Source organism: Leptospiraceae bacterium (assembly GCA_016708435.1).
Taxonomy (GTDB): Bacteria; Spirochaetota; Leptospiria; order Leptospirales; family Leptospiraceae; genus UBA2033.
Genome location: JADJFV010000018.1, coordinates 1 through 25,893, shown reverse-complemented (window position 1 = coordinate 25,893; position 25,893 = coordinate 1). Strand labels below are relative to the sequence as shown.

Sequence of the window (25,893 nt, the reverse complement as noted above, 5' to 3'; positions counted from 1 at the left end):
ATTGGTATTCAAATGTATCCATTTCAAAAAGAAAAAATCAAGATACTAGCGTTTGATGTGGACGGAACATTATTTTCGTCTGAAAACATTATATTGGATACTTATATAGAATCCATTCAAAGATTTGCTCAGTCTTCTGGTCGTCACATCCCAATTCCTAGCAAAGAAAAAATAATTGAGCAGGTCGGACTTCCTGTAAAACAGATTTTTAGAAATCTCCTACCGCAATTGAATGAGGAAGATAGAGATTCTATTTCAGATAGCGTTTTAACTTTGTTACGTGAAAAGATATTCCAAAAGAAAGGCACTCTTTACTCAGGCGTTCGGGAGACAATTCAGGAACTATTTGAGCGCAAATATACTCTTTGTATCGCATCTAATGGGCGTGCTCCCTACATTAATGCAATACTTCATGCATATGAATTGGAGTCATTTTTTGAAGAGCTTGTTGTTATTGATTATAAGGACTTTCAGTCGAAAGGCGATATTTTGAAAGCTTATATAGAAAGATATAAGCTTCTAGGTGAAAATGCGCTCATGATTGGAGATCGAAAATCTGATTTGGACGCGGCAGTCGACGGAGAAAGCCCTTTTGCATTCTGTGAATATGGACATGCGGATAACGGAGAAATCGAAAGCTACAGCATAAAATTAAATTCTATTCGCGACTTACTCAATTTTCTCTAAACCTTTTTGTTTTTTTCCTGTAATCCTTTTGTTTTATAACCTGTTGTTTAGATGATACAGTGTTGCTAATTTGATACAGTTTCAAACCTTGAATAGCAAAATTATGCCTTCAAAAGCGCTCAGAACTCAATAAATTCACTACTTTAATGTCAGATTTCTTGGCACAGGGATTGCATACTATGTTTAGTAAGGAACAAGAGAGATGGACAGCAAAATTTTTAGAAAAACATTAAAGAGTCAAATTACAATCAGTGGAATAGGGTTACATTCTGGAAAGAAAGTTAGCCTGAAATTGATTCCAGCAGAGGCTCACACAGGACTTATTTTCATTTGTAATGTCAGGAATAAAAAATCAATTATACCAGTCAGTTTGAATTATGTTGTTGATACAAGCAATGCAGTCACTTTGGGCGATGGATTTCGTATTGTGCAAACTGTGGAACATCTAATGGCAGCTTTATTCACTCGCGGAATCACAGATTTAATTATGGAAATTGACTCTAGCGAAATTCCAATTATGGATGGATCTTCTAGACCTTTCTTAGAAGCAATTGATTCTATCGGTGTCACTGAATTCACCGATGTAGTTGATCCAATTCGTATCACAACTCCTGTATGGGTAGTCGACGGTGATAAATACATTGTAATCCTCCCTTCTGAAACTCTAAAAGTAACCTATAATATTCATTTTAATCATCCTCTTTTAAGAGGGCAAAGTATTACTATGGACTTAGATGAGAAAATCCTTTCGAGCGAAATTCTCCCTGCAAGAACATTTGGATTCTTACGTGATGTAGAAGCTTTGCAGGCGCGAGGATTGGCTTTAGGTGGCTCTCTCGACAACGCTATCGTTTTATCCGAAGATGGATACTTAAATGAAAGCCTTCGTTTTGAGAATGAATGCATTCGCCACAAAGTTCTCGACTTAATTGGAGACTTATCAATCGTTGGCCGACCTATTATTGGACATATTCTAGCTTCAAAAGCAGGACATGCGCTCGATGTATCAATGGGAAAACTAATCATGAGTAGAATTACCGGTGATGAAGTTTCAAAATTCAAAAGTAAGCGTATACACGATTTTCGAAATAATAAAGTATCTGCCTTCGCCCAAGAAGCGTAAGCAAGTAATCTAAATTTACTTTTATTCATAAATATCTGAATAAAAGTAAAGTTTACCTTTTAATTTTGTTCACCGTAAGCCAAGCTATGAAAAATCACATCCTGTGGAATTGCGATCTTAACTTGGCAACAGGGGATATCTCGGTCAGTAGCAGTTCTTAATGTAGTTCGATTGGTTGGGGAACGGGAGTGATGGGCGTGAACCTCAGGAGTGATACCGTGAAGAAATGCTATATAAGTAAGGATCGCAAAGTCCTTTCGAACTAGAAATTTCAGAGTTTGTTCAAAAACACTAGTCTTTGCAAGAAGTTCCATTTTAAAATTAAAAACTGCAAATAAGAATGGAAATATTTTTGGTTATTAGTATGGTTTACCAAACGTATTATGCCAACGAATAAAACAACAGTTTACAGAGGAATTCCTGCTTCGTACGGTAAGTTCTATGGCAAAGCACTCAAGATTATTTCAAGTAACCACATCATACTTCAAACCCATATTGAAGAAAGAAAAGTAAAACTAGAAGTCGCAAGGTTTTTAAAAGCACTTCGTAAAACTAAGAAAGAACTTGAAGCGATCATAGATAAAAAGTCTATGAATCAGGATATAAAAGATATTTTGGTTTCGCAAATTTGCATGCTTGATGATCCACTGCTACTAGATGGGGTAATTAACCGAATTCAAAATAATCATGAGAATAGCGCATTCGCTCTATTTAACTCAATTGATGAAATTTCAAATAAATTTGCCGGGTTAAATGATGATTATTTCAGCGAGAGATCTGTTGACATTAGAGACATCGGGCGGCGAATTGAAGATAACCTCTTGGGTCGAAAGAGTGATCATCATATTTTATCGGAATTAAAAGAAGAAGTCATTATCGTTGCTCATGAGCTTACTCCTTCTCAAATGATTCACATTGATAAGAAGATGGTGAAAGGAATTGCCACCGAGATGGGTGGCAAAACCGGTCATATGGCAATACTTGCAAAGAATTATTCTATCCCAACTGTAGTTGGTCTAAATAAGATTACTTCTTTGATTGAAGATGATGAATGTATATTGCTTGATGCTGACGATGGAGTCGTTATCCGCAATCCATCCTTTAACCAAATTAAATATTATGGGTCAAGTTCTCCTTTAGAAGAAAAGAAGGAAGAAGCGATAAATTCTTTTACTAGAGATGGACAGCGTATTTCAATTAAAGTAAACTTAGATTCTGAAAATGATTGTGAATCAATTATAAAATCCAATGCTGATGGAGTAGGACTTTATCGAAGTGAGACAATTCTAATTGAAGATGCTGACAAGATTCATGATGAGGAAGAACAATTTAGAATTTATAAAAAGATTGCTGCGGATATGCAGAATTTACCCGTGACAATTCGAACCTTCGATTTGGGGGGAGATAAATTCGATAATAAATACAAAGAGGATAACCCATTTCTTGGAAATAGAGGAGTAAGATATTCTCTTAAAAATCCTTCTTGGTTTAAGAAGCAGCTAAGAGCTATTTTGCGTGCCTCGGTATACGGAAATCTATCGATTATGATTCCTATGGTCAGCACAATATCGGAAGTCATCAGAACAAAAAAAATAATTGAAGACTGTAAAGCTGACTTAAAGAAAAAAAATCTTGAATACAAAGATATCAAGATTGGCATCATGGTGGAAACTCCTGCTTGTGCGTTGGCTCTTGATCAATTTGCTCGTGAGTGTGATTTTTTTTCCATCGGCACGAATGATTTGTTACAATACACAATGGCAGTAGATAGAAATAATCATTATATTTCAGATCTTTATAATCCGTATAATCTTTCTTTTCTCAGAACACTCCATATGATAATAGGAGCTTCGAATACATTTAATATTCCCTTAAGCATTTGTGGTGAATTAGCTTCGGATACTAATTTTACAATTTTACTGATAGGCTTTGGCTTACGAGAATTATCCGTTTCGTTGCCACTAGTAAGAAAAATTAAAAAGATAGTCGCATCGATGGATATACAACAGGCTCAACTATTAGCAGAGAAAGTTTTAAAATTATCAGAAGAAGAAAAATACACTGAGATTGATTCATTTCTCTTCAATAAACATATTAATTAAAGGAATAAATTTTGATAGCAGGATTAAAGGGTAGGATTGAACGGTTAGATGTAAGTTTTGTTGAATTGGATGTGAATGGGGTCATCTATGAGATATTTATTTCCTTTAAAACATATGAGGAATTAAGGTTAATCAAAGATAGTCAGGTAACACTTTGTATTTATCATTTAATCAATGAAAGAATGCAAAGACTATTTGGATTCTTAAATATTAGAGACAGGGAACTATTTAAATTAATTCGCGGCTTACATGGAATTGGCGAAATGACCGCTTTGAAAATTCTTTCATTTATGAGTGCCGATGATTTGTATAAGGCAGTGGTTAATGGAGATAATTCAAAGTTAGAGAAAATTCCTAAAGTAAAAGGTAAAACATCTGAAAAAATAATTTTCGAAGTAAAACAGAATCTAAAAAAATTCGAAGCCTTTCTAAATGTGGCTGACGTGAATTATTCCCCAACGAAAGAGGATAAGAAGGATTTATCTGTCCTTGCTCTAGTTCAACTTGGATTTGATGAAAAGACAGCGGTAAAAGAAGTCTCAAAGGTAATAAGCGATATGAATATAGATGATACTGCTGAAATAATTCGCCAAGTTCTAAAAATAAATTAGGGGCAACGTTTGAACGAGTTAACATTTGAAAATGCATTAAACCAGGTATCCTTAGGTGTTGTAATTTATGACTCTAATTTAAAATTTACATATATAAACAAAGAAGAAGAGCCCGATGCTTTAATTCGAAATGCCTTGATTGGCAAGTCGGATATTGAATGGTGTAAAATAAAATCGTTGAGCGAAGACATTGCAACGATTCGAATGATACAAATTGAAAAATCAATTGAATTAAGACATTCTCTAGAATATGAAGAAGAATTTGAATACAATGGTGATAAAAAATACATACTAAGAATTATTTCGCCAAGCTTTGATCAAGAAGGAAACCTAATCAACATTATCCGTCAGGGTCGTGATATTACGGAAACGAAAGTGGCGATCTTGAAATTGGAGCATTCGGCTAACCATGACTTGCTGACAGATTTACCTAATCGAAGATTTCTTTATTCTCGATTGTCTGAAGAACTTAGCAAATCGAATCGGAAAGATATACTCTTATTTTTATTGGATCTAGACAGATTCAAAACAATCAACGATACATTGGGACATTTGATTGGTGACGTTTTAATTAAGTCCGTTGCAAGTCGAATCTTAAATTTATTTCCGGTAACGCTCGATGTTCTTGTCAGTCGGTTAGGTGGTGATGAATTCGTGATTGCTTGTTTTCATACAGACGCGAATATCATTCAGAATGTTTACGCAAAGAAAATATTAGAATGCTTTGCTGAGCCGTTTCTTTTAGGCGAACATGAACTATTTATTACGACAAGTATTGGGGTTTATGCTCATTTGTCGAAAGACACCGTGGCTGATATTGACCTAATTTTGAAACATGCAGACATTGCAATGTATAAAGCAAAAGAGTCTGGTCGAAATAAATTTAGAATTTATTCATCAGGAATGGATACGAAGGTCACGAGTAAATTTACAATTGAAACGAAATTGAACCAGGCAATGCGAAATAATGAATTTTTTTTGCATTATCAACCAAGGATGAATATTCTTACTAGGACAGTGCATTCTATCGAAGTTTTATTGCGTTGGAATTTGAATTCGGAAATTTTAGAGACAATAAAATTTTTTGAAGCAATAGAAGAATCGGGAGTACTGCTAATACTGAGTAAATGGATTTTTAAAGAGGCTATTCTTGATAACTTAGAATGGCAAAAAATGGGACTAGGAAAAATTCCGATTTCCATTAATCTATCCGAAAGACAATTTTATGATGATAATTTACTTGTTCTGATAAAAGATATTCTTCTAGAGACAGGGTTTCAGGCAAATCTTTTGGAATTGGAAATAAATGAAAATTCAATTATGAAAAATCCGGAGACCAGTGAAGAAATTTTAAATAATATTCATATGCTTGGAATCAAAATAACACTCGATGATTTTGGTTCTGGCTATTCGTCGTTAGGCAAGCTGAAAGATTATCCGATTGATACAATTAATGTTAGCAAAACTTTAGTACGTGGAGTTACAGAAAACTATCAAGATGCAGCGGTTGCTTCCGCAATTGTTTCTATGGCACACAAACTAAACATTCGAGTGAATGCGGAAGGAGTTGAAACTTTAGAGCAACTCGAGTTTATGCGCTATTTGCGATGTGAATATTTTCAAGGATATTTTTTTTCTAAGCCAGTATCTAAACAGGAAATGGAAAAATATATTTTGAGTAATGTGAAACAGTTATCTTATTCTCTATAGATAATTTTATTTGCCATGGATAGATATAAATTATCTAATGCAAGAAAGGATAATCAATATGAATGAACCATTAAACCATACAGTAAAAGACATTAACGGCAGTGTTGTAGATTTGAATCAATACAAGGGAAAGACAATACTCATTGTCAATGTTGCTTCCAAGTGCGGACTTACTCCGCAATACAAGGGACTCCAAGAACTATATGATAAATATAAGGACAGAGGTTTTATCATTTTAGGATTTCCAGCAAATGATTTTATGGGTCAAGAGCCTGGAACAGAAGCGGATATCAAACAGTTTTGTGAATTAAATTACAAAGTATCATTTCCAATGTTTGCGAAAATGAAAGTCAAAAAAGGAGAAGGTCAATCTGATTTGTATAAATACCTGACATCTAAGGAAACTAGTCCTGGCTTTGAAGGAGAAATTGAATGGAATTTCCAGAAATTTCTAGTGGATAAGACCGGTAAGACGATAAAAAGATATTCTCCCAAAACTACTCCGGAAGAAATTGCAAAGGAATTAGAAAAATATTTGTGAAATATAATACTCATTTCTTAAAATCGTGAAAAAGAAGCATTAGCCGCTAAGCAAAAATTAAATACTGGATGTAGAATGTTTAAAGAAGAATTTATTTTAAAAAAAACTCCTTATCGGAAAAAGCAGATTATTGCCATTAGCCTTCTTTTTATTTCTGGAATTTCCCTGATTTTTTTAGAATCAGGGACTGTTTTGACAACTCATGAATCGATTCGAAAGATTTTGGTAAATGCATTTGAAGGAGGATTTGTTGGCGGACTCTGTGATTGGTTTGCTGTTTGGAAAACTTATAATGCAATTGAAAATGATAGCCTCATCGTAGCTGAAGAAATTGGTCAGTGGGTCGCCTCTGATTTGCTTGATAAAAATACGTTAAAGAACCAGATCAATGATGTATTAGATAGTCCTGAGACAAATGAGCAAATTTATAAATTACTCGATTCCTATTTTGATACAAAAGAAAATACGAAAAAGATTTTAGAAAATTTCTGGGCAAAAATTGAAAGCTCAGTAGTTGAATACATTGTTCAGTATAATTTTACTCTGAGTGAAATGTCTTTAATTACAAATGCTTCCTCGGATCAAATTATCATTCATACAATTAAGATTTGTGTCGGTGATACGCTTTCAAAAATTTCAGAAGAGCAGGAATTCAAAGATTTCGTGGGAAAGATTGTAAGTCAACAGAATGCGATGACTAAATTCGTAACTATGTTTATTAATATACCCAATATAATTAAACAGTATGGAGAAAAACTAAAATCAGGGGAAGAGAGTTTTTCAGAGAATGAACAATTTCTAGACGAAATGGTAACTATCATCTCTATGAGTGCGGATAAATACATTTTATCGTGGCAATCACTCAGTGTGGAACAGAAAACAACGGCGGTTCAGGCTCTAATAACGCAATTGCGCGAGACATCGCTAGAAATTGCTTCAAAATACATTCTATTACATAAAAATCATATCAAAGCATCGAAGACTCTCCGAAATTATATGCCTGTGAGAGAATTCTTTGAGTTTATAGAAGATAAAATCGATGATCAAGTGTCAAAGTTCATCGGTGAGAAAATCTCTGAGCGACTAAAGAGTCAAGACCCAAAAGATTTCAGGGTAAACATTGAATGGAAGACTCGCAATATATTGGAAAATATACGAATTAATGGAACTTTGCTTGGTTTTGTTCTTGGACTCCTTATTGGATCAATAAAAATAACAATTTAAATTATTTTTTAAATAAGTATCAAAAAATTATGATTAAGACTTGCCAAATTTTTTTAAATTATAGAGCGTCAATTTTAAGATACTAAATAAGTATCGTTTAGCCTTTAATCTTATATATTTTTTTGCTGCATCATTGGCATATTTTAAAAATATTAAAATTTATTAAAGGGTATTAGCCGGAGGTAAAAAATGGCAGATTTAGAAAAAATTAAAGCGATCATCGTTGAGCAACTCGGAGTAGACGAGACTGAAGTAACACCAGAAGCACACTTTATTGATGATCTCGGTGCAGATTCACTCGATACAGTGGAACTCGTTATGGCATTAGAAGAAGAATTCGGAATCGAAATCTCTGATGAAGATGCTGAAAAGATTCAGACAGTTGGCGATGTTGCTAAATACATCGACAAAGCAAAATCCTGATCGTTTTCTAACTTTTTTAATACGAAGTTAGCAAGCGATTGCTAATTTCGTATTAATTTTATTTTCCCTTTTGACAAAAGAAAATTCACAAAGCACATCTTCTTTAAAACATCTACCTCAAGAAAGAGTCAAAGACCTAAGAGACTTGATTAAAAAAATCAAGGTTCCATTTCACAATCTAGTTTTATTAAATTCAGCATTTACCCATAAATCTTTTTTAAATGAAACGACAATTCCTTATGAGGATAATGAGCGCCTTGAGTTTCTCGGTGACTCCGTTCTCGGTCTAGTTGTAAGTAATTATCTTTTCCAAAAATTTCCAACTCACTCGGAAGGCAAGCTTTCAAAAATAAAGTCTAGAATTGTATCAGGAGCAGTATTAGCCAATATTTCGACTTCCCTTGAACTAAGCCATTATTTGCTTCTTGGAAAAGGTGAGAGAACAAGTGGGGGAGCGACAAATCGCAGTAACCTCGAAAATGTTTTAGAAGCATTAATTGGTGCCATTTTTTTGGAATCGGGAATTACTGCTGTGGCTGATTTTATTTTGCCGCATGTAGAAGATATTGTAGAGAACGAACTCCATTCCTATAAAGATTATCAAACAGCACTGCAAGAATTTTGTCAGAAGAAATTTAAAATGCTTCCGACCTATGAGATTCTTTCAGAAGAAGGACCTGATCATAATAAAATATTTCGTGTAAAGGTTAAGGTAAAAAATGTTGGTGAAAAAATAGGGTCGGGAAACAGTAAGCAAAAAGCACGGCAAGATGCAGCAAGTAAGATGCTGAAGTCAATGAAAATTCGTCTGAAGACAGATTAGAAAAGGAAACCCAATGTTAGACTTCTTTCTAAAATCTAAAAAGCCAAGAATTCGAGTCGCTGCTTTGATTCGAAATAATAAGGGTGAAATATTTCTTATTAAGCAAAGAAAAAAAAACAAAGACTACTGGCTATTACCCGGTGGTGGAATTGAATTTGGAGAAAGTGCTACGATTGCCTTAGAGAGAGAACTCAAAGAAGAATTAAATTTAGACACCAAGACTTCCAAATTTCTGTTACTAAATGAAAGCATTGATCCAAAGGGAGATAGACATTTGCTTCAATTGGTTTTTGAAGTGGAAGTAAAATATTTTAATCCTTCGATTCCAAAATCAGAGAAAGCGATTGTGGAATTTGCATTTCATTCTGTAGAATCTGTATTAGAATTAGAACTACGACCGGATATAAAAAGTTATTTCAAAGAATCAGGAAGAGAAAAAACTAGATTTATCAAAAGCGATTGGGTGGTGGGCTAATGCAAATATCCGCAGAGACAGTAGAGTTTGGACAAACAAAATACAACGTAGTATTATACGATGACTTTGATGGTCTCGCAGCAGAATTAGCAAAAATTCAAAACGTATCTAAGTTCATTATTATCACAGAAAAAAAAGTTGCAAAGCTTTATCTCGATTCAGTTCTTTTGGAACTAGAAAAATTAAATCAGTCTGTGAGTGTAATATTCACAAAAGGCAAAGAAAAAAATAAACATATAGACAGACTGAAAAATGTATACAATCATCTAATTGAATTAGGAGCAGATCGAAAGTCAGTGATCTTAGCACTCGGCGGTGGAGTGATTGGAGATTTCGCGGGATTTGTCGCTGCTACTTTTTTACGTGGAATTCGTTTTGTTCAAATTCCTACAACCTTACTTGCCTGCGTCGATTCTTCTGTTGGCGGCAAAGTAGCAGTAAACGCTGACAAAGGTAAGAATATGATTGGTGCTTTTCATCAACCCGAATTGGTTTTCGCTTCCCTCAATAGTTTAGAAACTCTAGAAGAAAAAGAATGGAAGTGCGGACTCGCCGAAGTATTGAAGCATTCTCTCCTTACCGGTGGAGCATTGTTTGAAACAATGAAAACAGCAACTTTTGAGGATGTGTTCAATAAGAATTCTTTGCGCATCTTTATCTCGGAATCAGTAAAATTTAAAACTAGCATTGTAGCAGAAGACGAAAGAGAAACAGGTAAGCGGGCTATCTTAAATTTAGGGCACACTCTCGGACATGCAATTGAATCGCTAACGAATTACAAGAAGTATTCGCATGGAGAAGCAGTATCCATAGGACTCGTGCTTGCTCTTATTCTTTCGAAACAAAAGATGGGTTTTAAAGAAGAAACATTCTTAGAAATAGTAAAGATAATGCAAAATTTAAAGTTACCCTTAAAAGATGAATCTTTGTCTGCTAAGAAATTAGTAGAGCATATGATGCACGATAAAAAAACTAGCAATAGTCAGATAAAATACATTCTAATTAGTCATATCGGGGAAGCGAGTTGGGGAAATGTTCTTAGTGAAGAAGATATAGTATCCGCAATCAAAGCGCAGCAAGCTTTAAATTAGTGTTATCCGTGATGACTCAGTAGCAGGTAGTTGATTGTATGGATTTTTTAGAACCATTTAGCTTATTCAAGATTCTTTCCCTTTCAGAACGAAAAATTTCAGAAGATTTTATTCTGTATTTCTATATTGTTTTTTTTCTAATTTTACTTTATAACGCGACAGTGTTTTTTATTGATAGATTCAGTCACGATTCTGATATACAAACTATTTTTACGAGAAGAAGAATTACTCGATACACATTTGTATTCTTTGGATTGTTTTGCTTTATTCCTATTTTCTATTCTAAGATTTCCTATCTGCCAACGATTCTAGCATTTACCGGTGCTGGGTTTATTATTTCAATCAAAGATTTAACTCTTAATATCGCAGGATGGTTTTTAATTCATGGCAATAGTGGATTTACCATTGGAGATAGAATTGAGATTAATGATGTAAAAGGAGAAGTCATTAACATTGGGCTAATGCGCTTTACCCTCTTAGAAGTAAGAACTGAGCATAATTCCGATCAGTCGTCAAATCGACTTGTTCATATTCCAAATCACAAGGCAATCACTCATAAAGTATTTGTTGTTTCCCAGGAGATGGATTTTATTTGGGATGAAGTATACATATTTCTAACAATTAAATCCAATTGGGAAAAAGCCAAAGGGATTTGTGAACAAATTTTATCTGAAATAATTTCACACGAGCAATATTCTAAAACGTTTGAGGATAAGATTCGAAGGCTGTCTAAGAATTATTTAGTAAGATTGGGTAAGATGACTCCGATAGTTTATGTTACAATTGAAGACGGCAAAATAATGTTAGCCATGAGATATTTAACTCATGTTCATCATAAAAGACAAAACCGTGCTTTTATTTGTGAAAATGTTTTAAGTAGATTTAAAAAAGAAAAAACGATTCAAATATTCAGTCACGGATTTTCGTAATTCCTGAACTTGCTTTGGCGGCACGACGAATATAAGATTCGTTTAACATATCTCGGTATTGAAAAAGTTGTTTGTCTCTAAAGTAGGGTTCAATTTGTTCTTTAGGGAAAGTATCTGAGAGTATAGAATAAAATTCTTCTGAAACAAGCTCCGTTCCATAAGGAAAGAAATCTTTTAATTCTAAATGTGAATTTCTATCTTTGTAATCAGACACTTCTAGAATTCTTGCTTTTAGTAAATCTAATAGAATTTTGCAGCGTAGAAGTTTTCTCTGTTTTGCTTCGTCTTCTTTTAAAATAGTTACGAATACCTCGTTTGTCTTAATCCTATCTAAAATTTCTAGCGCATTACCAACAAAAACCGCAGATAAAGAAAGCATTTCAGAAAGACGTAAATTTTCTGCATACTCAGAATAATCGAAATCGAGTATTTCGGAAGAATCAATTTCTACATCTTTAAATTGAATCTTACAGTGAGTAGCCTCAACTGCGAATGGAAGAGAAAATTTTGTAATTAGAAGACCGGGCTTTGCTTTGTCTAAGATTAAAACTTTATAAGCTTGATTTAGTTTTACAACAACCATGTATTGACTAGAGTGATAACCGTTGGTAAAAAAAGATTTTTCTCCGTTTAATAGGTATTTTCCGTTAGATTGTAGAATCAGAGTTGATTTTAAATTAGAAAGTCTTCCTTTCCATTCTGGCTCAGATACTCCAAGCGATACTATCTGTTTGCCTTTGACTAGATCTTTAAGAATTGGTAGGGAAGGTGAATTTTCTTTCTCAGCGGATAATTCTAATACTCTGCCTGCGATATTAACCTGTGCCATGAGAGATACTCCTAGTCCAATTCCATGTGGTAATTTGGCTAGTTCAATTAGTTTTGAGTGAAATTCTTTGTAGGAAATCTTTCCCGTAAGAACATCTAAAAATTTTTCTTCTACTAAAAATGGAAGTGCATTTGGGTAGATTTCTTCTTTGTTATAATCTTCTGGAAGGGAGTGTAAGTATTCGCTGAGTCTTTGCATGGTTTTAGAATTTGCCTTTTTATAATCATCATTCATTTCATTTTTTGAGAGTCGATTCTTTTTTATTTAGGTTGGATTTTGTCTAAATCGTTTGACTTTATTGTACTGAATGAAAAAGAATAGACTATGAGCCAATTAGAAAAAGAGAATAATAAATCTATCACAAAGGAAAATTCAGAAATATTTTCGAAAGGATATTTTACTACCTCTGATGGAAGTAAAGTTTCGGTTAAGGATAATTTAGAGTATGCGGTAAAGAATTCCATTTATCTAAAAGATCCTGATTTTACTGAGATAGACAAGCGGGTAAGAGTAGAAACCGCAAAGAATAGAAATACAAAGATAGATATCACAGGAGAGTCAACCTTTCAAGGAGCTAAGAGAATTTTAGAGGAGACAGGACAAAGAGTTGTAGTTTTAAATTTTGCATCTGCTACAAATCCGGGCGGGGGGTATCTAAACGGAGCGAGGGCACAAGAAGAAGATCTTTGTCGGACAAGTGGTCTTTATCCCTGCTTAAGTCAATTCTTAGAATTCTATCAATTTCACCGCGATCAGAAATCCTTTTTGTATTCAGATCGAATGATATATTCGCCGGATGTCCCTGTGTTTCGAGATGAATCAATGACTCTGCAAAAGAAAATTTATAAGATTTCAGTGATCACCTCGGCTGCACCTGCTATGATTGATGTAGCGGTAGGAGATACTGAGTCTTTTATTAAGGGAGGGAGAGCATTGGATTTAAGAATTGAGAAACTACTCTCTCTTATGCTCTCAAAGAAGTATACAAACATTATCCTCGGAGCCTGGGGTTGTGGTGCTTTCTTGAATGATCCCAAAGTCGTTTCAAAACTCTTTAAAAAGCATTTAACCAATGGCGGTAGATTTGAAAACAAATTCGAAAGAGTTATTTTTGCAATACGAGACAATAAGACAACTGAGAACAAAAAGATTTTCTCTGATCAATTTGGAAATGGCTAATTCTCGTTATCCGCAAAGAGGGCAGTCGTTCTTACGATTGGTTAAAACTTTAAATAGTTTAAAATCCTTTTCGTTGTATTTTATATGCCTTGTTGAAATACCGGTATCCGCTATATAATCTACAAGTAGTTTCAAAGCAATGCTGGCAATGGTGCTATTTAGAGTAATGATACTAGGTGGAGTTAAATCAGTTCCTACAATGTAACCCCGAATTCTATCCATTTCTTCCCGTTTAAAATCTCGAACAGCATTTAACTGTAACCCCATACAGGCAAGACAGCCTTTCTCAGGAATCGAAAGACGAATTTGTCCGCCTCTCTCATCGACTTCGGGACACAGAGAAGTATTGTTTTTTAAAAATATCGCACTTCCCATATCTAAAAGGGGCTTATTTAGAGTAGTCGCTAGAAGCTGAACGTTTACTCGCGTATAATCATTATCAACCCCAGAGACTATGATATCACAGGTAGAAAGAAGTTTCTCTGTATTCTCTTCTGGAAAAAAAGAATTGGAGGTTTCGACTGCAATGGAGGGATTAAACTCTGTTAGAATTCTCTTTAATATTTCAGTTTTAAATTTGCCCTTATCCTCTCGATTGCCACCATAGAATCTATTTAGATTATGCTCTTCAAGTTTATCCGGATCGATTAGAATAAAATCTTTAAATCCATGATGCATTGCTTCGATGACAAAAGGATTCATTAGACCGCCTGCACCAACGCAACCAATTCGAGTAGAATGAATCTTCGCAGAGTTATTCGATCCTAACCAGAGTAGAGTTCTAGCTTGCGCATTATCCGTTTTCTTGATTAAATCTTTGTAATTGGTTTTATAAAAATGAGTTTCATCGGAATAGAGAAATTCAGGTTTTATTCTAAATTCCTTTTTAGGAAGATTTAAGCCACTGTCTGTATTGATAATGAATTGAGAGGAAGAATGAAGAGTTTCTAAAAAATCTCCCATGTTCGTAAAATCGTTTTGGGTTGTAAATTTGTCTTTGTATTTGAGAAGGGGAGTTGCTTTTATTTCCCAGGTTAGGGGTAAATTATTATTATCCGAAATAGGATTTAAAAGCTCTTCTAGCTCATCTTTTACTAGTTGTATTTTACAAAGGACTTTATTTAGAAAGCCATTCTCTTCCGTGAGGGAAAGAGAATGGGAGTTAAAAGGAAAAACATAAAAAAAATCAGCAACTCTGAAATAAACAAGCGAAAGATCAAGCCGCTCTGAATCAAAAATAGAACGACTTAAAGATTCTAAGATTTCTTTATTTAAAGTCAGTGTGAGTCTAATCATTATTATCCTAAATTGAAATCGGATATAGCTTCAATCGTATCCTTGTCTCGGATCATCGCTTTGAAAGTATCTGATTCAATGCTAACAAGTTCACCCGATTGGTTAATCTTGAATAGGTTTTTTGTATCACTTATCTCAAACTCTTTCTTGATTTGTTCAATGCTTTCGATTACTGGAAAGTCAATTACTTTGTCTTGGTAGGTTAGTTTCATATGCGTCTCCTCTTCTCAAATCCTCTCAGACAAAAACTAAAATGTCAATACATCCACGATAGTTTTTTCCAATTTAATTCGAGCGTTAGCCGTGCCATCATGGCTCTGTATTCGTCCTGCAATTCTTTTCGTCTCTCATTCATTTCTCCGATCCTAGCAAGCATATTCGGGTCACCGTCTCGGATTGCCCGAAGAACAATGTAAATGAGATGCGGAAACTCGGTTGCAGAAACCATGTCTGATTCCTTTGTTCGATCCTTGTTGCTTGAGTAGACTCCTCTTGTCTCGGTGCTGAGATGAAAGCAAATCCAATACCAGGATTTAGTAAGCTTCTTATCAAAACTAAAATGTTCAGCAAGATCAGAAGGCATATTCTCCCATCCCATATCAAAGAGATGAAATTTTTCTTTTTTCTTGTCGAGCATGATATAGCAGTTCATGATATTAATTCCGAAGCCATAACCATCTGGAATTTCTAAAAACAAAGCGCCGGTTTCACTTCCGAATCCTTTCGGTATTGGCATATTTTTTATGATAATTCCTTTTCGGTGGTGAATGATATTTTCTTTCTTATACTTTTTTCTGAGTAGAGAAAGTTCAGATTGGAGATAGGACTGTTTAATCATGAATAGCCTCCAAGTAACCGATTTGCTCCATCGCCGCAATTCTTCGGGTAATCTCTGTAAACCGGTTTTCGATAACTTCCATTCCCATGAGTCTATCTTGATTGATTCTTTCGAAGTATATATCTTCTACAATTTCTCTTTCCACATTTGGAAGATGAGAGATTCTTTCTAATAAAAAGGAATCTACTTCTTTTGGAGAAAGGGGAGAATTTGGAAGATACCTTAATGAATCAAAAAGGGAAGCTAATAGTTCAAAGCCTAGAGTATTATAAAGCAAACACATCTTATCTGCACTCAGCGTTTTCAATAAAGTATGTAAATACAAAAGGGTAATATGCGTTTTTCCTTTTAACTGGAATTTTTTAATAATGTTGTCTTCCATGAAACGAAAGAAACGAAGCTTTACAATCATATAATCCCTGCTTCTTTTGGCTTCGCTTAAATCCTTTAACTTTTTTTCTTTTTCATGTATTTTGAATTTTAAATCTTCTCTAAAAGATTCTCTAAATAATTTAAAGAGTTCTTCTAGAGGCAAATTTTCCTTATGCGCGACTGAATCAATTAGTAAATCCTTGCCTTCTCCGCCTATTAAATCATTGACTCTTCCTTCTTTAATAATCTCGGTAATCATTTTTTCGGGAGAAGAAAGACTGCTAAGCATTATTAATCTTTTTTGATTTATAAGTCTAGAAAGCTCTTCGGATTTGGAAGTATCTACTGTGTATTTTTTGGCAACAGGACTTGCGAAGAGTAAAATGGAAAATACATTTTGAAAATAGTAGTCTATTTGTCTTTGCCAGCGTGCTCTAATCTTAGGTGAAGCAAGAAGCGGCATGATAGAAGAAGCAAGTCTTAATACAGTCTTTTTAACTTCTGCTGGGAGGAAATTTACAAGATTAATTTCTTCCTGATAAAATACATGAAAGGAGGCAAGATGATTGTAAGAAAGAAGATTTTTACTTTGTAAGTCAGATAGAATTGCCGGTATAAATTTTGGCTCTGTGGCTAATAGTAATTTGTTTAGGTTTTGAAATAGATGAGATTTGCCATAGAGAATAGATCTTTCGAAGGATTCTATGGAAGCTGTAAAGTCTTGAAGAAGACTTTCGATAGAAGTTTCTTTCATCCAGCCATGACCGGCTAATATTGATAAGTCTCTTAGGAAAGAATAGGGAAGCATTAGATAAACATTTTGCGAATGAAATTGAAATCGGAAAATTGCTTTTTCTTGTTTGTATAAATCAGGAGGTGTAGATAGATTTTTATTTCCTCCATTTACATATTCCACTTTGTCTATTTCATAGCCAAGATTGTGTAGGCTAAGAAAGATTTGCCGACAAGTGTTAGGAGAAGAAAGATCAGTATTTGTAAACCCTTTTGGAGTTTTGCCAGCAGGAATAAATACCATTAAAAACTGATTGATAGATTTTCCCGTTAGGCGAAAGGCGTGTATGTCTACAGAAGTGAATTCAGAAAAAGAAAAATCAGTAGAACTGACAGCAAGTTCAAGACTACCGCCCGCTGTAAACGGAAAGAAAAAAGTTAGAAATGATTCAAGGATTCCGTGCATCGTTAATTTAGTTTAATACTGATTTTAATAATTGGATTTAGCAAGCTTTTTTTAATTTCTATTTGCGATACCCTAGTATCATATTGGAATCGACAATTAGACTTTCTGAAAAGAAGATGGATAGAGTTCTGGTATAGTAAGGAAAAGAAAAAATGAAATCATTTCAATTTAGAAGAATGCGGTTACTCATGACAATTCTAATTGTTTCTCTCAATTGCTCATTTCCAGTGAAATCCGAATTGAATACGACTACCGGAAAAATAATTCACAGAGAAATCTATACAAGTGGATTTAGTAATAGCACTCGCTATCATGTGCTTCTAAAATATATTTATGAAGTAAACGGAAATAAGTTTGAATCCAGTCGAATCGGATATATGAGATTTTTTTATAGCACAAGGGAATCTGCTGAAAAATCAATAGAGCTATACCAATTAGAAAAACCGGTTACTGTCTATTATGCCCCAAAAGATCCGGAGGAATCTTACCTAGAAGTTGATGATTGATTTACGTTTTATGTTCAATTGCCAGTATAGTGATATCATCTTGCTTTGGAGTTCCATCTAGAAAAATATCCAATTCTTTTAAGGCAAGCTCGATTGTTGATTCTGCCAGTAAATGGTTATTACCCTGTAGAATGGAATAAAGTCTATCTTCCCCAAATTCTTCTTCGGTAGAATTGAATTCTTCAAAGATTCCATCCGTAAAAACATACAAGCGATCACCCGGAGAGAATTCATATTCGATGGAATTGTATTTTATATTCTTTACTATACCAATCATTTTTCCCGTATTCTTAAGAAGTTGCATTTTTGATTTTTGGATCAATAGAGCAGCGGGATGACCGGCAGAAGTATATTTGAGACTATGGCGACTAACGTCAATGTCTACTATGATGGCTGTCATAAAACTATTTAAAGATTGGTATTTATTCATATAATCATTATTAAAAATTTCCATGATTTGGGAAGTTTCGAGGTCATAGTTCTTTACGTTATCATAAATTCCTTTAATTGCCATAGTTATCATGGCTGCTTGCACTCCGTGACCTGTTGCATCAGCCTGAAATATTCGGTAGGTTGATTCACTTATTTTTGTGATATCATAAAAATCCCCGCCTACTTCGGTCATGGGTAAATACGTTTGCACAATTCTTAGTTCATTGAGTAACGATGGCTTTATTAAAAGAGTATTTTTTTGAATTTTTTTTGCGAGAGTCAAATCTTCATGTATTAATTTTAGAGATTGGTTTAATTGGCTGAGCGTATTATCAAGCGTAGCCGTTCTTTCCTTCACCTTTTCTTCTAAAGTGTTTGTGTGAACAATTTGCGTTTCTAAAAGTTCTTTTTGGACTTTTATATTTTCGTCCATAATTAAATTATAACGATCAGCAAGTGCAATCGATAAGAATACTAATTCAACCATTGAGCCGATCTGGAGGGCGTAAGTAGTTATAAAATTTGTTCCTATTAGACCTAAGATTCTAAGGGAAACCAAAATCGCTCCAAGACAATATCCGCCCCAGGCAATTACAAAAAATCGAGCAGGTCTATACCCCTTTATCCATGAGATTATGCCTGTCGAAATTACGAATATTATGTTTATAATGCCTACCATTCCAACGATCTTAAAGGCAAGGGATAGGGAGTAGAAGAGGGCAGTAAAAATCATTAAATTTTGAATCCCTAGAAATATTCGGATACTATATCGTATTGTATTTTTTAAATCAAGAAATCGATTCATGAATTCAATTGTAAATATAGCAAAGAGCATAATGGAAATTAGCCCACTATACTTTTGTAACCAAATATTTTCTTGCCATAGATATTGAAATCCATGTCCATTAAACATGACCTGGTAGGCTAACATAGATAATGTGCTAAGAGAGTAGAGTAAATAACTAAGGCTTCTGAGGGAAATAGAAATGAAGCCATTGTAGAAAATCATTACAAGCAAGACTCCATAGTAAATAAAATGCCAGGCTTCAGTATAGGCTATGTTCTTTGAAAATATTTTTTCTTTATAAAGTCGAATGGGAATAATGAATGCACTTGTGGATGTGATTTTCATATAATAAGTCTTCTGTTGAGATTTCGGAAAAGATAAAACAAAAATAAAATGACGGTAATAGATTTCACGCGATAGAAAAGGTAAAACATCTCCTACCTTTTTCATTTTCCATGTATCAGCTTCTTTGGTATAGAGTTCAATATTGTCAAGGAGCGGATATCCAATCTCCAAAAACCAATTCTCGGGCAAAGTATTGTTATCCTGAATGGTAAATTTTAACCAAATTGGATTTTCCATATAACCAAACTCAGGAATATTTGAATTGTTTTTTATAAATAATTTTTGATTTTCGGGTTCTAAGATATTGTCGATTGTAATACGACCTTCTATGTCGATGAGATATTCTACTTTTTTTCCAAGGTTATATTGATCGGAATCTTCCAAAAGTTGTATGCTTTGACTTTCTGAGTATACTGAAAAGCATAATAGTAACGTCCATAGAAGAAATTTCATTCTACCAATCTCAGGAATGCTTCTTATTTCTGCAAGTCGTAATAGGTGTCTTTGTTGGGATTGTTTTTGCTTCCAAAATAAACTTACAAACCCCATTTAGCAAAAATTGGATATAATCTTCCTTCTTCTTCGAGAATTAAGAGTGTTTTGTTCAATCGGTGTAAAAGAGGATTTTTATGAGATAGACAAAATCCATAATTGTCTTTCTCTTCATAAATTTCAACAATGGTTACATCATCAATCGGGCTTTGACTAAAATTGTATTTCAATATTGGATAATCGGAAATAAACGCATCGGCTTTATTCTCTTTAATTTTCTCAAAACCATCGGCAATACTTTTTACTTTTATTAGATTTCCCTTATATTCTTTAACAAGGTCTTCGCTATTGCTGCCAATAATCGCAGCTACCGGGTGACCTTTCATTGCTAATAGTGAGTCGATGGAAGAATGCTTCAATCTCGCAAGTGTAAAAGAAGCGGCAATTCCTGCCGTTAACGACGAAGCAGTAATCATACTTACTATCATCCATGAAGCAATGATAAATCTGCCTGTGCGTGATCGAACAGTCAGATCACCATAGCCAACAGTCGTGAAGGTAACAATGGCTAACCACATCCCGTTTCCTACACTCTGTAAGTAAGGCAATTGATATGGTGGATTATTTTGTTTTTCTGCTAAACGAACTAAATTACCTACTATAAATAATAGAAACACTAGAAAACCAATTCCATAGAAAAAAGCTTTATGTAGAAAGGGGGCAACTATATCAAATATTGAAATAGTATCAGACCTTGCGAGTAACGCTTTATGGCTTGAATAATAAGGGTTGCATAAAAGAAACTTTTTCAATTCTAGCAGAAGTTATGCTAATCGGTCCAATTCCAACATCAACTTCTCCCTTATTTACTGCATCTATTAAGTTTGCAATTGTATCGTATTCTTTTAACGAAAATTTAAATTTTTCTCTATCAGAAATTTCCTGCCAAATATCCAAGCTAATTCCAGAAACTTTTTCGTCAGAAATCCTAAATGGACTTGATCCACTAATACCTACACGCAGTGAGTCGCCAATAAGGTTGAAAGATAGAAATAGAAGAAAGATAAATAAGCTTTTGGTTTTAGATAGAGTCATTTGCTTATTTCGAAACTCTAAAAAATGTTTGTCAACTTATTTACAAAGACTCGAATCGAAATCTAGCTATGCTATTTAAATGGAAAAAACTTTTGTATTTTCCTTAATCACAAAATCATTTTCAAACAAAATAGAATCATCAAAGAGAGAAGGGTTACTGAATTTACCTTTATCAACATTCATTTCTTCATACAATGTTCTTTTTACTTCCTCTCGTTGCGAGACTTTGGTATCATTGTATCTATTTTCGCAGAAGCGATCTGTGAGTGAATATTTTTTAGTTTTACCCTTCATACTATCTCTCCAAAGCAATAATGAGGAATTTACTACATTCAATAATTTAAAATATTTATGGAATGTAAATATTTAATTGATAGGTTTTACTTTTTCTGTTTTTGCACTCTGTTTAAGGAACTACCTTCAAATTCTAATCGTTCATCATTCACGGAGACAAGTTCTGAAAGTTCATACACATTCTTATATCCATAGCCATAAAGATTAATATAAGTAGGGATATTTAAGGCAAGCGTTAGCTGTTTGCCGTCATTGGTTTTTACAGGAGCTGATATTTTACTTGCAAAGTTTACTTGGTCATCGTCAAAATTATTATTGCAATAAATCAGTATCTTAGTATCAAAAGTTGGAATAACTCTCGCAAGATTTCTCTGGGTAAAGTCGGAGAAATTTAGATTTATCGCTCCCTTAATATGTTTGCTTTTATACATTGCATTGGAACGTGTATCGAGTATAATGATATTATCCTCTTTCGTCATTGATAAGAAAGCATCAAGATTTACCAATCTCTCCTTTCGATGTGTTTTGACTTCTGCCACGAGCTTTTCAAAAGCATCGTAATCTACCTTAGCAGGTGTGATGGTTTTGTTTTCTGCATAAATGGAAAGAAGATTTAGGCTAATTGCTATTAATAGATATTTCATAGATTTTACTCCTTTCATTAATTGAATAAATTATTGCTATTTAGTAAAGTAATAAAAATGGAGCACTTGATGCTGATTCCACGGATACACTGAGGAAACTCATCTATCGTTGTCATCTCCATCTATTTCATGTGGCACTGATTCATTATTTGGTGTTAATTTAAAATACAATCGCATATCGTTTCCCTATCTTCAATACAGTATCTAAACTCATAAACCTATTTCTAATTCCATCTGAAGGTGGGAGGCTTTCTGGTTTAACTCCTCTTTCGAGTAAGATTTTTCGGACTGCTTTGTTATTATCAACATGTTCTTTTGAAATTCTATCAGAACCTTTTAATTCTTTTTCTGTAACATTATGGCTTGTGAGTTCGGTAGCAAAATCCTTTACCTAGCTCGACCATTTTCCTGATATCGGCAAAATGGTCAGCAATATCCAAACCGGCATTCTTACAGGAGTGTTTTGATTTATCAATAACATTTAAAAAGTTGTCCCATTTGCTATAACCTAGAATTTCTTGTAATTCTCTCGCACTCCAACATTCTACATCTTTAAAAATATAACAGGCTTGTTCGAATTTTTCAAATAATTCTGCAATCTGTTCTTTCTTCATGAAAATCTCCTTATCACATCCACCAGTATATGAGCGTGAAAATAAAAACTGTTTTTAGAATTATACACAGCGATAAGGACAAATTGGAACTAAGAATTAGAGAAAAAAATAGAAATCGGCTCTGGTATATACGCAGTAGCCGACGGATTAGATGGGAAGATGGAAAAAAGGGAGAAGGGGGTTGTTGGGATACGACGTATTAAATATCTACCTACTTACCTCATTGATCAATCGACCTAGTAAACTATCGTGTGTCTGCATTGCTTTAGAGTTTGCTTCGTAGGCGCGGTTTACTTCGATCATTTCTACCATTTCAGTTACTACTTGAACGTTAGACGCTTCTAAGTAGCCCTGTAGAACTTCAGGACCTTCTAGTTCATCGCGAAAGGGTCTAGGCTCACCGGACTCAGGAGTGTCTACATAAAAAGAATCTCCTTCTTTGTCTAGGTGGCGCGGGTTTTCAACGGTGCGTATTTTTAATTTGTCTAAGAGGACTGGATTTTTGTAGCGGTTGTGCTCTGCACTGGTAAGACCTTCGCGTGGATCATTGCCAATATCCGCATTCATGAAAACATCTCCGTTTTCTTTGATGAGAAAATTAGCTCGGGAAACTTTAATAGGACCGTTTTCTCCGAGTAGGGGAAAGCCTTGCGGAGTAACGAGGTAGCCGTTATTGTCTAATACAAAAGCACCACTGCGAGTAAGTCTCTCACCACGATTTGTCATCACAGAAAAGAAAGCAGGACGCTCTGCACCCGGTTTATCGTTTATCATAATATCAAATGGATTTTCAGACTTCTTGACTGCTCCTTGTTCGAAGCGAGTGTATACTTCATTGACTTCACCGCCTAATCCTAATTTGCCTACGACGGGAGCTGTGTCAAAAGAGCCCATTGGAATTTTTCCAACTCCATCTTCGTCATAACGGTGTATTAACATCTCAGGGAAGGCTTTAAAAAGAGTTGTATCTCGTTTAAATGCAGTCTTGTCTACGTTTGCTAGGTTGTTCGCGATTACATCCATTCTAGTCTGTTGAATGGTCATTCCACTTGCGCCTGTATATATTCCTCTGAGCATAATTACCTCTATAGCAGTTATCGAACAAGTAGAGAAAAAAATGAGTAAAATTTTACGTGACATAAAAATTTCTTTCTTAGGAAACGAAAGCTTAGAAACTATCCCAAGATGAATAGAGTTCTACTTGCCGATATTGTCCTTTTAGCCTTGAACGTGCTCTGGGGCTATTGTTTTGTTTTAATCAAGCAGTTACTAGTCGAAATCCCTCCTTACTTTCTGCTGGCATCTCGCTTCCTGGTGGCGGCGATTTGTCTATTGCCCTTTCAAATTCCGGCTCTGAGAAAAATTACTAGAAAAGAAATGCTTTATTATAGCGCCTGCGGACTTGCACTCGGACTGGGATTTAGTTTGCAGACGGCAGGCATGGTCACGACAAATCCCGGAAAGGCGGGAGTGATTACGGGTTCCCTTGTTGTCTTTGTTCCTATCATTTATTTTATCTGGACGAGACTTTCCCTTACAAAGACCGTTCTTCTGGGAACTCTTTTTACGTTTATTGGGCTTTGTTTTATTTCACTCGATGGAGTAGAGAGTTTTACAGAGATTAACCGCGGAGATTTATTTTTACTCGCAGGCTCTATCGCCTATGCGTTTCATGTTGTGGTTGTTGAGCAGACTTGCCTTGCTGTTGAAGACGTCAAACCAATGCTACTTGCAATGATTCAATTATTCATTGTGGGGATATTCGGTATTACCTTGTCTACTAGCTCTGGAAAAATTCCTACGGTGATAAGTCCATTTGCTATCTATGGAATATTCTTTCTCGCTCTTTTGGGAAGCCTTATGGCGTATATCATTCAAATGTGGGCGCAGAAGTATTCTCCCGCTCCCCATGTGGGAGTCATTCTTTCTACAGAAGCAGTATTTGCCTGTATGTTTTCTTATTTAATTTTGGGAGAAGTATTTACCCTATTCATGTGGATTGGTGCAATATTTGTGTTAGTCGGGATACTATTAACACAGGGTTTTCCACGAGGGCACAAGAGATTGCCTTTAGGGAACGGGCTTTCTCAATGAATCAAATTATATATGAGGATAATTTATGTTACGTAAAATTTCTAATCTATTCACTAGAATCATAGGTGAGTATTTACCTGATCCGTTTATTCTTGCGATACTGATTAGCTTTTTAGTTTTAATAGCGGGAGCGTTTAATGGGAATTCGCCCATGGAGATGGCATATTTCTTTGGAAAAGGGTTTTTTAGTTTAAATTCTTTTACCATGCAAATGCTTTTAGTTCTAGTGACTGGACATATTCTTGCCAATACAAAGGCTTCTCACAAGGGGATAAGTTATATTATTCAAAGAATTGAAACTCCAACGGCTGCTATTCTTGTTACAGCACTGGTATCCATTTTTATATCCTGGATCAATTGGGGATTTGGTTTAATCGCAGGAGCCGTGCTTGCAAAAGAAGTAGCTAAGAAAGTGAGAGAGGTTGACTATCGTTTACTGATTGCGAGCGCCTACTCGGGATTTGTCGTTTGGCATGGAGGTCTATCGGGATCTATTCCATTAACAATCGCTACCGATAAGCATTTTGCTATGCAGTGGATGGGAGTAGTTCCAATTAGGGAAACTTTATTTTCACCTTTGAATTTATTTATCCTTGCTACTCTCATTCTCGGGCTACCCTTTATTAACCTCTTTATGCATCCAAAGCTAGAAGATAGAGTCCTATTTAAAAGCGAGGAAGAGGAATTGCTGCAAGAAGAAAAAAATCCTAATACATTTGCTGAGAAATTAGAGCATTCAAAATGGATTTCTATTTCTGTTTCTCTAGTTGGATTTTTTTACATTACAATCTATTTCTTATCGAGTGAATTTAAACTCAATTTAGACATTGTGAATTTCTCTTTGTTATTTCTAGGAATTCTTTTACATCTAACACCTATTCGCTTTTTGGAAGCAGCAAAGCTTGCAGTTAAGGGGACATCCGGTATTATCCTCCAATTTCCTTTTTACGCCGGGATCATGGGTATGATGGTAGATTCAGGTCTTGCTAAAAATATTTCGAATCTATTCGTAGAAATTTCTAATCCTACAACATTTCCTCTTTTTACCTTTTGGAGTGCGGGGATTTTAAATCTATTCATTCCTTCCGGTGGAGGACAATGGGCTGTGCAAGGTCCTATTGTATTGGCTGCTTCTCGTG

General features: G+C 34.7%; 29 protein-coding genes. 16 read left to right on the top strand and 13 right to left on the bottom strand.

Translation table 11 applies throughout. The annotated features are described in order from the left end of the window. The first annotated feature begins 12 nt into the window (after nucleotides 1-12). Together IPH52_17715 and IPH52_17710 are read left to right on the top strand one after the other, a co-directional pair. The gene (locus tag IPH52_17715) at nucleotides 13-687 is read left to right on the top strand and encodes an HAD family hydrolase (protein ID MBK7056847.1); all 675 of its coding nucleotides are present in this window, start codon (nucleotides 13-15) and stop codon (nucleotides 685-687) included. Between the two features lie 202 nt (nucleotides 688-889). Beyond that, nucleotides 890-1,810 carry a UDP-3-O-acyl-N-acetylglucosamine deacetylase gene (locus IPH52_17710; protein MBK7056846.1) on the top strand — a complete coding sequence of 307 codons (921 nt, stop codon included), beginning with the start codon at nucleotides 890-892 and terminating at the stop codon, nucleotides 1,808-1,810. A gap of 59 nt (nucleotides 1,811-1,869) precedes the next feature. On the opposite strand, the gene IPH52_17705 is transcribed toward IPH52_17710, so the two are convergent. Next, a complete protein-coding gene (locus IPH52_17705; protein MBK7056845.1) occupies nucleotides 1,870-2,124 on the bottom strand; it encodes a hypothetical protein in 255 nt (84 codons plus the stop codon). Nucleotides 2,125-2,193: 69 nt separating this feature from the next. On the opposite strand from IPH52_17705, the gene ptsP reads away from it, so the two are divergent. From ptsP to IPH52_17655, 10 genes are all read left to right on the top strand, one after another. Continuing rightward, a complete protein-coding gene (gene ptsP, locus IPH52_17700; protein ID MBK7056844.1) occupies nucleotides 2,194-3,912 on the top strand; it encodes a phosphoenolpyruvate--protein phosphotransferase in 1,719 nt (572 codons plus the stop codon). Nucleotides 3,913-3,923: 11 nt separating this feature from the next. Next, nucleotides 3,924-4,523: a Holliday junction branch migration protein RuvA gene (locus tag IPH52_17695; protein ID MBK7056843.1), complete on the top strand. Its 600-nt coding sequence runs from the start codon at nucleotides 3,924-3,926 to the stop codon at nucleotides 4,521-4,523. Between the two features lie 9 nt (nucleotides 4,524-4,532). Further along, nucleotides 4,533-6,233 carry an EAL domain-containing protein gene (locus tag IPH52_17690; GenBank protein MBK7056842.1) on the top strand — a complete coding sequence of 567 codons (1,701 nt, stop codon included), beginning with the start codon at nucleotides 4,533-4,535 and terminating at the stop codon, nucleotides 6,231-6,233. 58 nt (nucleotides 6,234-6,291) lie between these two features. Further along, nucleotides 6,292-6,774: a glutathione peroxidase gene (locus IPH52_17685; protein MBK7056841.1), complete on the top strand. Its 483-nt coding sequence runs from the start codon at nucleotides 6,292-6,294 to the stop codon at nucleotides 6,772-6,774. A 75-nt stretch (nucleotides 6,775-6,849) separates the two neighbouring features. Further along, on the top strand, nucleotides 6,850-7,998 hold the full coding sequence (locus IPH52_17680) for a DUF445 family protein (protein MBK7056840.1): 1,149 nt from the start codon (nucleotides 6,850-6,852) through the stop codon (nucleotides 7,996-7,998). Nucleotides 7,999-8,187: 189 nt separating this feature from the next. Then, nucleotides 8,188-8,421: an acyl carrier protein gene (acpP, locus tag IPH52_17675; protein ID MBK7056839.1), complete on the top strand. Its 234-nt coding sequence runs from the start codon at nucleotides 8,188-8,190 to the stop codon at nucleotides 8,419-8,421. A gap of 70 nt (nucleotides 8,422-8,491) precedes the next feature. Then, the gene (gene rnc / locus IPH52_17670; GenBank protein MBK7056838.1) at nucleotides 8,492-9,244 is read left to right on the top strand and encodes a ribonuclease III; all 753 of its coding nucleotides are present in this window, start codon (nucleotides 8,492-8,494) and stop codon (nucleotides 9,242-9,244) included. A 13-nt stretch (nucleotides 9,245-9,257) separates the two neighbouring features. Then, a complete protein-coding gene (locus tag IPH52_17665) occupies nucleotides 9,258-9,719 on the top strand; it encodes an NUDIX hydrolase (protein ID MBK7056837.1) in 462 nt (153 codons plus the stop codon). Next, a complete protein-coding gene (gene aroB / locus IPH52_17660; GenBank protein MBK7056836.1) occupies nucleotides 9,719-10,810 on the top strand; it encodes a 3-dehydroquinate synthase in 1,092 nt (363 codons plus the stop codon). Before IPH52_17665 ends, aroB begins: the two co-directional genes overlap by 1 nt. A gap of 38 nt (nucleotides 10,811-10,848) precedes the next feature. Then, a complete protein-coding gene (locus IPH52_17655) occupies nucleotides 10,849-11,739 on the top strand; it encodes a mechanosensitive ion channel (protein ID MBK7056835.1) in 891 nt (296 codons plus the stop codon). On the opposite strand, the gene IPH52_17650 is transcribed toward IPH52_17655, so the two are convergent. Further along, nucleotides 11,720-12,802, bottom strand: coding sequence for an acyl-CoA dehydrogenase family protein (locus IPH52_17650; protein ID MBK7056834.1), 1,083 nt, complete (start codon nucleotides 12,800-12,802; stop codon nucleotides 11,720-11,722). The two genes, IPH52_17655 and IPH52_17650, sit on opposite strands and share 20 nt — an antisense overlap. 90 nt (nucleotides 12,803-12,892) lie before the next feature. On the opposite strand from IPH52_17650, the gene IPH52_17645 reads away from it, so the two are divergent. Continuing rightward, nucleotides 12,893-13,747 (top strand): TIGR02452 family protein, encoded by an 855-nt coding sequence (locus IPH52_17645; GenBank protein MBK7056833.1) that lies wholly within the window; start codon nucleotides 12,893-12,895, stop codon nucleotides 13,745-13,747. A gap of 6 nt (nucleotides 13,748-13,753) precedes the next feature. Here the strand turns inward: IPH52_17645 and IPH52_17640 are convergent, their stop codons facing one another. From IPH52_17640 to IPH52_17625, 4 genes are read right to left on the bottom strand one after another with little or no spacing between them, the layout of a single operon-like run. After that, nucleotides 13,754-15,043, bottom strand: coding sequence for a ThiF family adenylyltransferase (locus tag IPH52_17640; protein MBK7056832.1), 1,290 nt, complete (start codon nucleotides 15,041-15,043; stop codon nucleotides 13,754-13,756). Between the two features lie 2 nt (nucleotides 15,044-15,045). After that, nucleotides 15,046-15,255 (bottom strand): hypothetical protein, encoded by a 210-nt coding sequence (locus IPH52_17635; GenBank protein MBK7056831.1) that lies wholly within the window; start codon nucleotides 15,253-15,255, stop codon nucleotides 15,046-15,048. 44 nt (nucleotides 15,256-15,299) lie between these two features. After that, the gene (locus tag IPH52_17630; protein ID MBK7056830.1) at nucleotides 15,300-15,881 is read right to left on the bottom strand and encodes a hypothetical protein; all 582 of its coding nucleotides are present in this window, start codon (nucleotides 15,879-15,881) and stop codon (nucleotides 15,300-15,302) included. Then, nucleotides 15,874-17,451: a hypothetical protein gene (locus IPH52_17625; GenBank protein MBK7056829.1), complete on the bottom strand. Its 1,578-nt coding sequence runs from the start codon at nucleotides 17,449-17,451 to the stop codon at nucleotides 15,874-15,876. The genes IPH52_17630 and IPH52_17625 overlap by 8 nt, the downstream gene beginning before the upstream one ends. A gap of 152 nt (nucleotides 17,452-17,603) precedes the next feature. Here IPH52_17625 and IPH52_17620 point away from each other — a divergent pair, with 152 nt between their 5' ends. Beyond that, on the top strand, nucleotides 17,604-17,957 hold the full coding sequence (locus tag IPH52_17620) for a DUF3592 domain-containing protein (protein MBK7056828.1): 354 nt from the start codon (nucleotides 17,604-17,606) through the stop codon (nucleotides 17,955-17,957). 1 nt (nucleotide 17,958) lies between these two features. On the opposite strand, the gene IPH52_17615 is transcribed toward IPH52_17620, so the two are convergent. From IPH52_17615 to IPH52_17585, 7 genes are all read right to left on the bottom strand, one after another. Next, nucleotides 17,959-19,974: a SpoIIE family protein phosphatase gene (locus IPH52_17615; protein MBK7056827.1), complete on the bottom strand. Its 2,016-nt coding sequence runs from the start codon at nucleotides 19,972-19,974 to the stop codon at nucleotides 17,959-17,961. A gap of 83 nt (nucleotides 19,975-20,057) precedes the next feature. Next, nucleotides 20,058-20,825: a transporter substrate-binding domain-containing protein gene (locus IPH52_17610; GenBank protein MBK7056826.1), complete on the bottom strand. Its 768-nt coding sequence runs from the start codon at nucleotides 20,823-20,825 to the stop codon at nucleotides 20,058-20,060. Continuing rightward, nucleotides 20,782-21,108, bottom strand: a complete 327-nt coding sequence (locus tag IPH52_17605; protein MBK7056825.1) for a transporter substrate-binding domain-containing protein — start codon at nucleotides 21,106-21,108, stop codon at nucleotides 20,782-20,784. Before IPH52_17605 ends, IPH52_17610 begins: the two co-directional genes overlap by 44 nt. A gap of 75 nt (nucleotides 21,109-21,183) precedes the next feature. Beyond that, on the bottom strand, nucleotides 21,184-21,402 hold the full coding sequence (locus IPH52_17600) for a hypothetical protein (GenBank protein ID MBK7056824.1): 219 nt from the start codon (nucleotides 21,400-21,402) through the stop codon (nucleotides 21,184-21,186). An 86-nt stretch (nucleotides 21,403-21,488) separates the two neighbouring features. Continuing rightward, nucleotides 21,489-22,064, bottom strand: coding sequence for a rhodanese-like domain-containing protein (locus IPH52_17595; GenBank protein MBK7056823.1), 576 nt, complete (start codon nucleotides 22,062-22,064; stop codon nucleotides 21,489-21,491). A 338-nt stretch (nucleotides 22,065-22,402) separates the two neighbouring features. Beyond that, complete coding sequence (locus IPH52_17590; protein ID MBK7056822.1) at nucleotides 22,403-22,660, bottom strand: hypothetical protein; 258 nt, start codon at nucleotides 22,658-22,660, stop codon at nucleotides 22,403-22,405. Between the two features lie 207 nt (nucleotides 22,661-22,867). After that, nucleotides 22,868-23,737 carry a flagellar hook-basal body protein gene (locus IPH52_17585; GenBank protein ID MBK7056821.1) on the bottom strand — a complete coding sequence of 290 codons (870 nt, stop codon included), beginning with the start codon at nucleotides 23,735-23,737 and terminating at the stop codon, nucleotides 22,868-22,870. Between the two features lie 108 nt (nucleotides 23,738-23,845). On the opposite strand from IPH52_17585, the gene IPH52_17580 reads away from it, so the two are divergent. Together IPH52_17580 and IPH52_17575 are read left to right on the top strand one after the other, a co-directional pair. After that, entirely contained in the window at nucleotides 23,846-24,754 is a 909-nt protein-coding gene (locus IPH52_17580) for a DMT family transporter (protein MBK7056820.1), read from the top strand. A 25-nt stretch (nucleotides 24,755-24,779) separates the two neighbouring features. Next, nucleotides 24,780-25,893, top strand: a 1,114-nt coding sequence (locus IPH52_17575; GenBank protein ID MBK7056819.1) for a short-chain fatty acid transporter, incomplete at its 3' end; no start/stop codon positions are given.

Coding starts and splice junctions, on each gene's coding strand:
- IPH52_17625 (MBK7056829.1), bottom strand. CDS start 17,451: ATGCACGGAATCCTTGAATCATTTCTAACTTTTTTCTTTCCGTTTACA.
- IPH52_17585 (MBK7056821.1), bottom strand. CDS start 23,737: ATGCTCAGAGGAATATATACAGGCGCAAGTGGAATGACCATTCAACAG.
- IPH52_17620 (MBK7056828.1), top strand. CDS start 17,604: ATGAAATCATTTCAATTTAGAAGAATGCGGTTACTCATGACAATTCTA.
- IPH52_17680 (MBK7056840.1), top strand. CDS start 6,850: ATGTTTAAAGAAGAATTTATTTTAAAAAAAACTCCTTATCGGAAAAAG.
- IPH52_17655 (MBK7056835.1), top strand. CDS start 10,849: ATGGATTTTTTAGAACCATTTAGCTTATTCAAGATTCTTTCCCTTTCA.
- IPH52_17595 (MBK7056823.1), bottom strand. CDS start 22,064: ATGAAAGGAGTAAAATCTATGAAATATCTATTAATAGCAATTAGCCTA.
- aroB (MBK7056836.1), top strand. CDS start 9,719: ATGCAAATATCCGCAGAGACAGTAGAGTTTGGACAAACAAAATACAAC.
- IPH52_17590 (MBK7056822.1), bottom strand. CDS start 22,660: ATGAAGAAAGAACAGATTGCAGAATTATTTGAAAAATTCGAACAAGCC.
- IPH52_17665 (MBK7056837.1), top strand. CDS start 9,258: ATGTTAGACTTCTTTCTAAAATCTAAAAAGCCAAGAATTCGAGTCGCT.
- IPH52_17645 (MBK7056833.1), top strand. CDS start 12,893: ATGAGCCAATTAGAAAAAGAGAATAATAAATCTATCACAAAGGAAAAT.
- IPH52_17640 (MBK7056832.1), bottom strand. CDS start 15,043: ATGATTAGACTCACACTGACTTTAAATAAAGAAATCTTAGAATCTTTA.
- IPH52_17710 (MBK7056846.1), top strand. CDS start 890: ATGGACAGCAAAATTTTTAGAAAAACATTAAAGAGTCAAATTACAATC.
- IPH52_17630 (MBK7056830.1), bottom strand. CDS start 15,881: ATGATTAAACAGTCCTATCTCCAATCTGAACTTTCTCTACTCAGAAAA.
- IPH52_17605 (MBK7056825.1), bottom strand. CDS start 21,108: ATGACTCTATCTAAAACCAAAAGCTTATTTATCTTTCTTCTATTTCTA.
- IPH52_17615 (MBK7056827.1), bottom strand. CDS start 19,974: ATGAAATTTCTTCTATGGACGTTACTATTATGCTTTTCAGTATACTCA.
- IPH52_17580 (MBK7056820.1), top strand. CDS start 23,846: ATGAATAGAGTTCTACTTGCCGATATTGTCCTTTTAGCCTTGAACGTG.
- ptsP (MBK7056844.1), top strand. CDS start 2,194: ATGCCAACGAATAAAACAACAGTTTACAGAGGAATTCCTGCTTCGTAC.
- IPH52_17715 (MBK7056847.1), top strand. CDS start 13: ATGTATCCATTTCAAAAAGAAAAAATCAAGATACTAGCGTTTGATGTG.
- IPH52_17685 (MBK7056841.1), top strand. CDS start 6,292: ATGAATGAACCATTAAACCATACAGTAAAAGACATTAACGGCAGTGTT.
- IPH52_17650 (MBK7056834.1), bottom strand. CDS start 12,802: ATGAATGATGATTATAAAAAGGCAAATTCTAAAACCATGCAAAGACTC.
- acpP (MBK7056839.1), top strand. CDS start 8,188: ATGGCAGATTTAGAAAAAATTAAAGCGATCATCGTTGAGCAACTCGGA.
- IPH52_17635 (MBK7056831.1), bottom strand. CDS start 15,255: ATGAAACTAACCTACCAAGACAAAGTAATTGACTTTCCAGTAATCGAA.
- IPH52_17705 (MBK7056845.1), bottom strand. CDS start 2,124: ATGGAACTTCTTGCAAAGACTAGTGTTTTTGAACAAACTCTGAAATTT.
- IPH52_17600 (MBK7056824.1), bottom strand. CDS start 21,402: ATGAAGGGTAAAACTAAAAAATATTCACTCACAGATCGCTTCTGCGAA.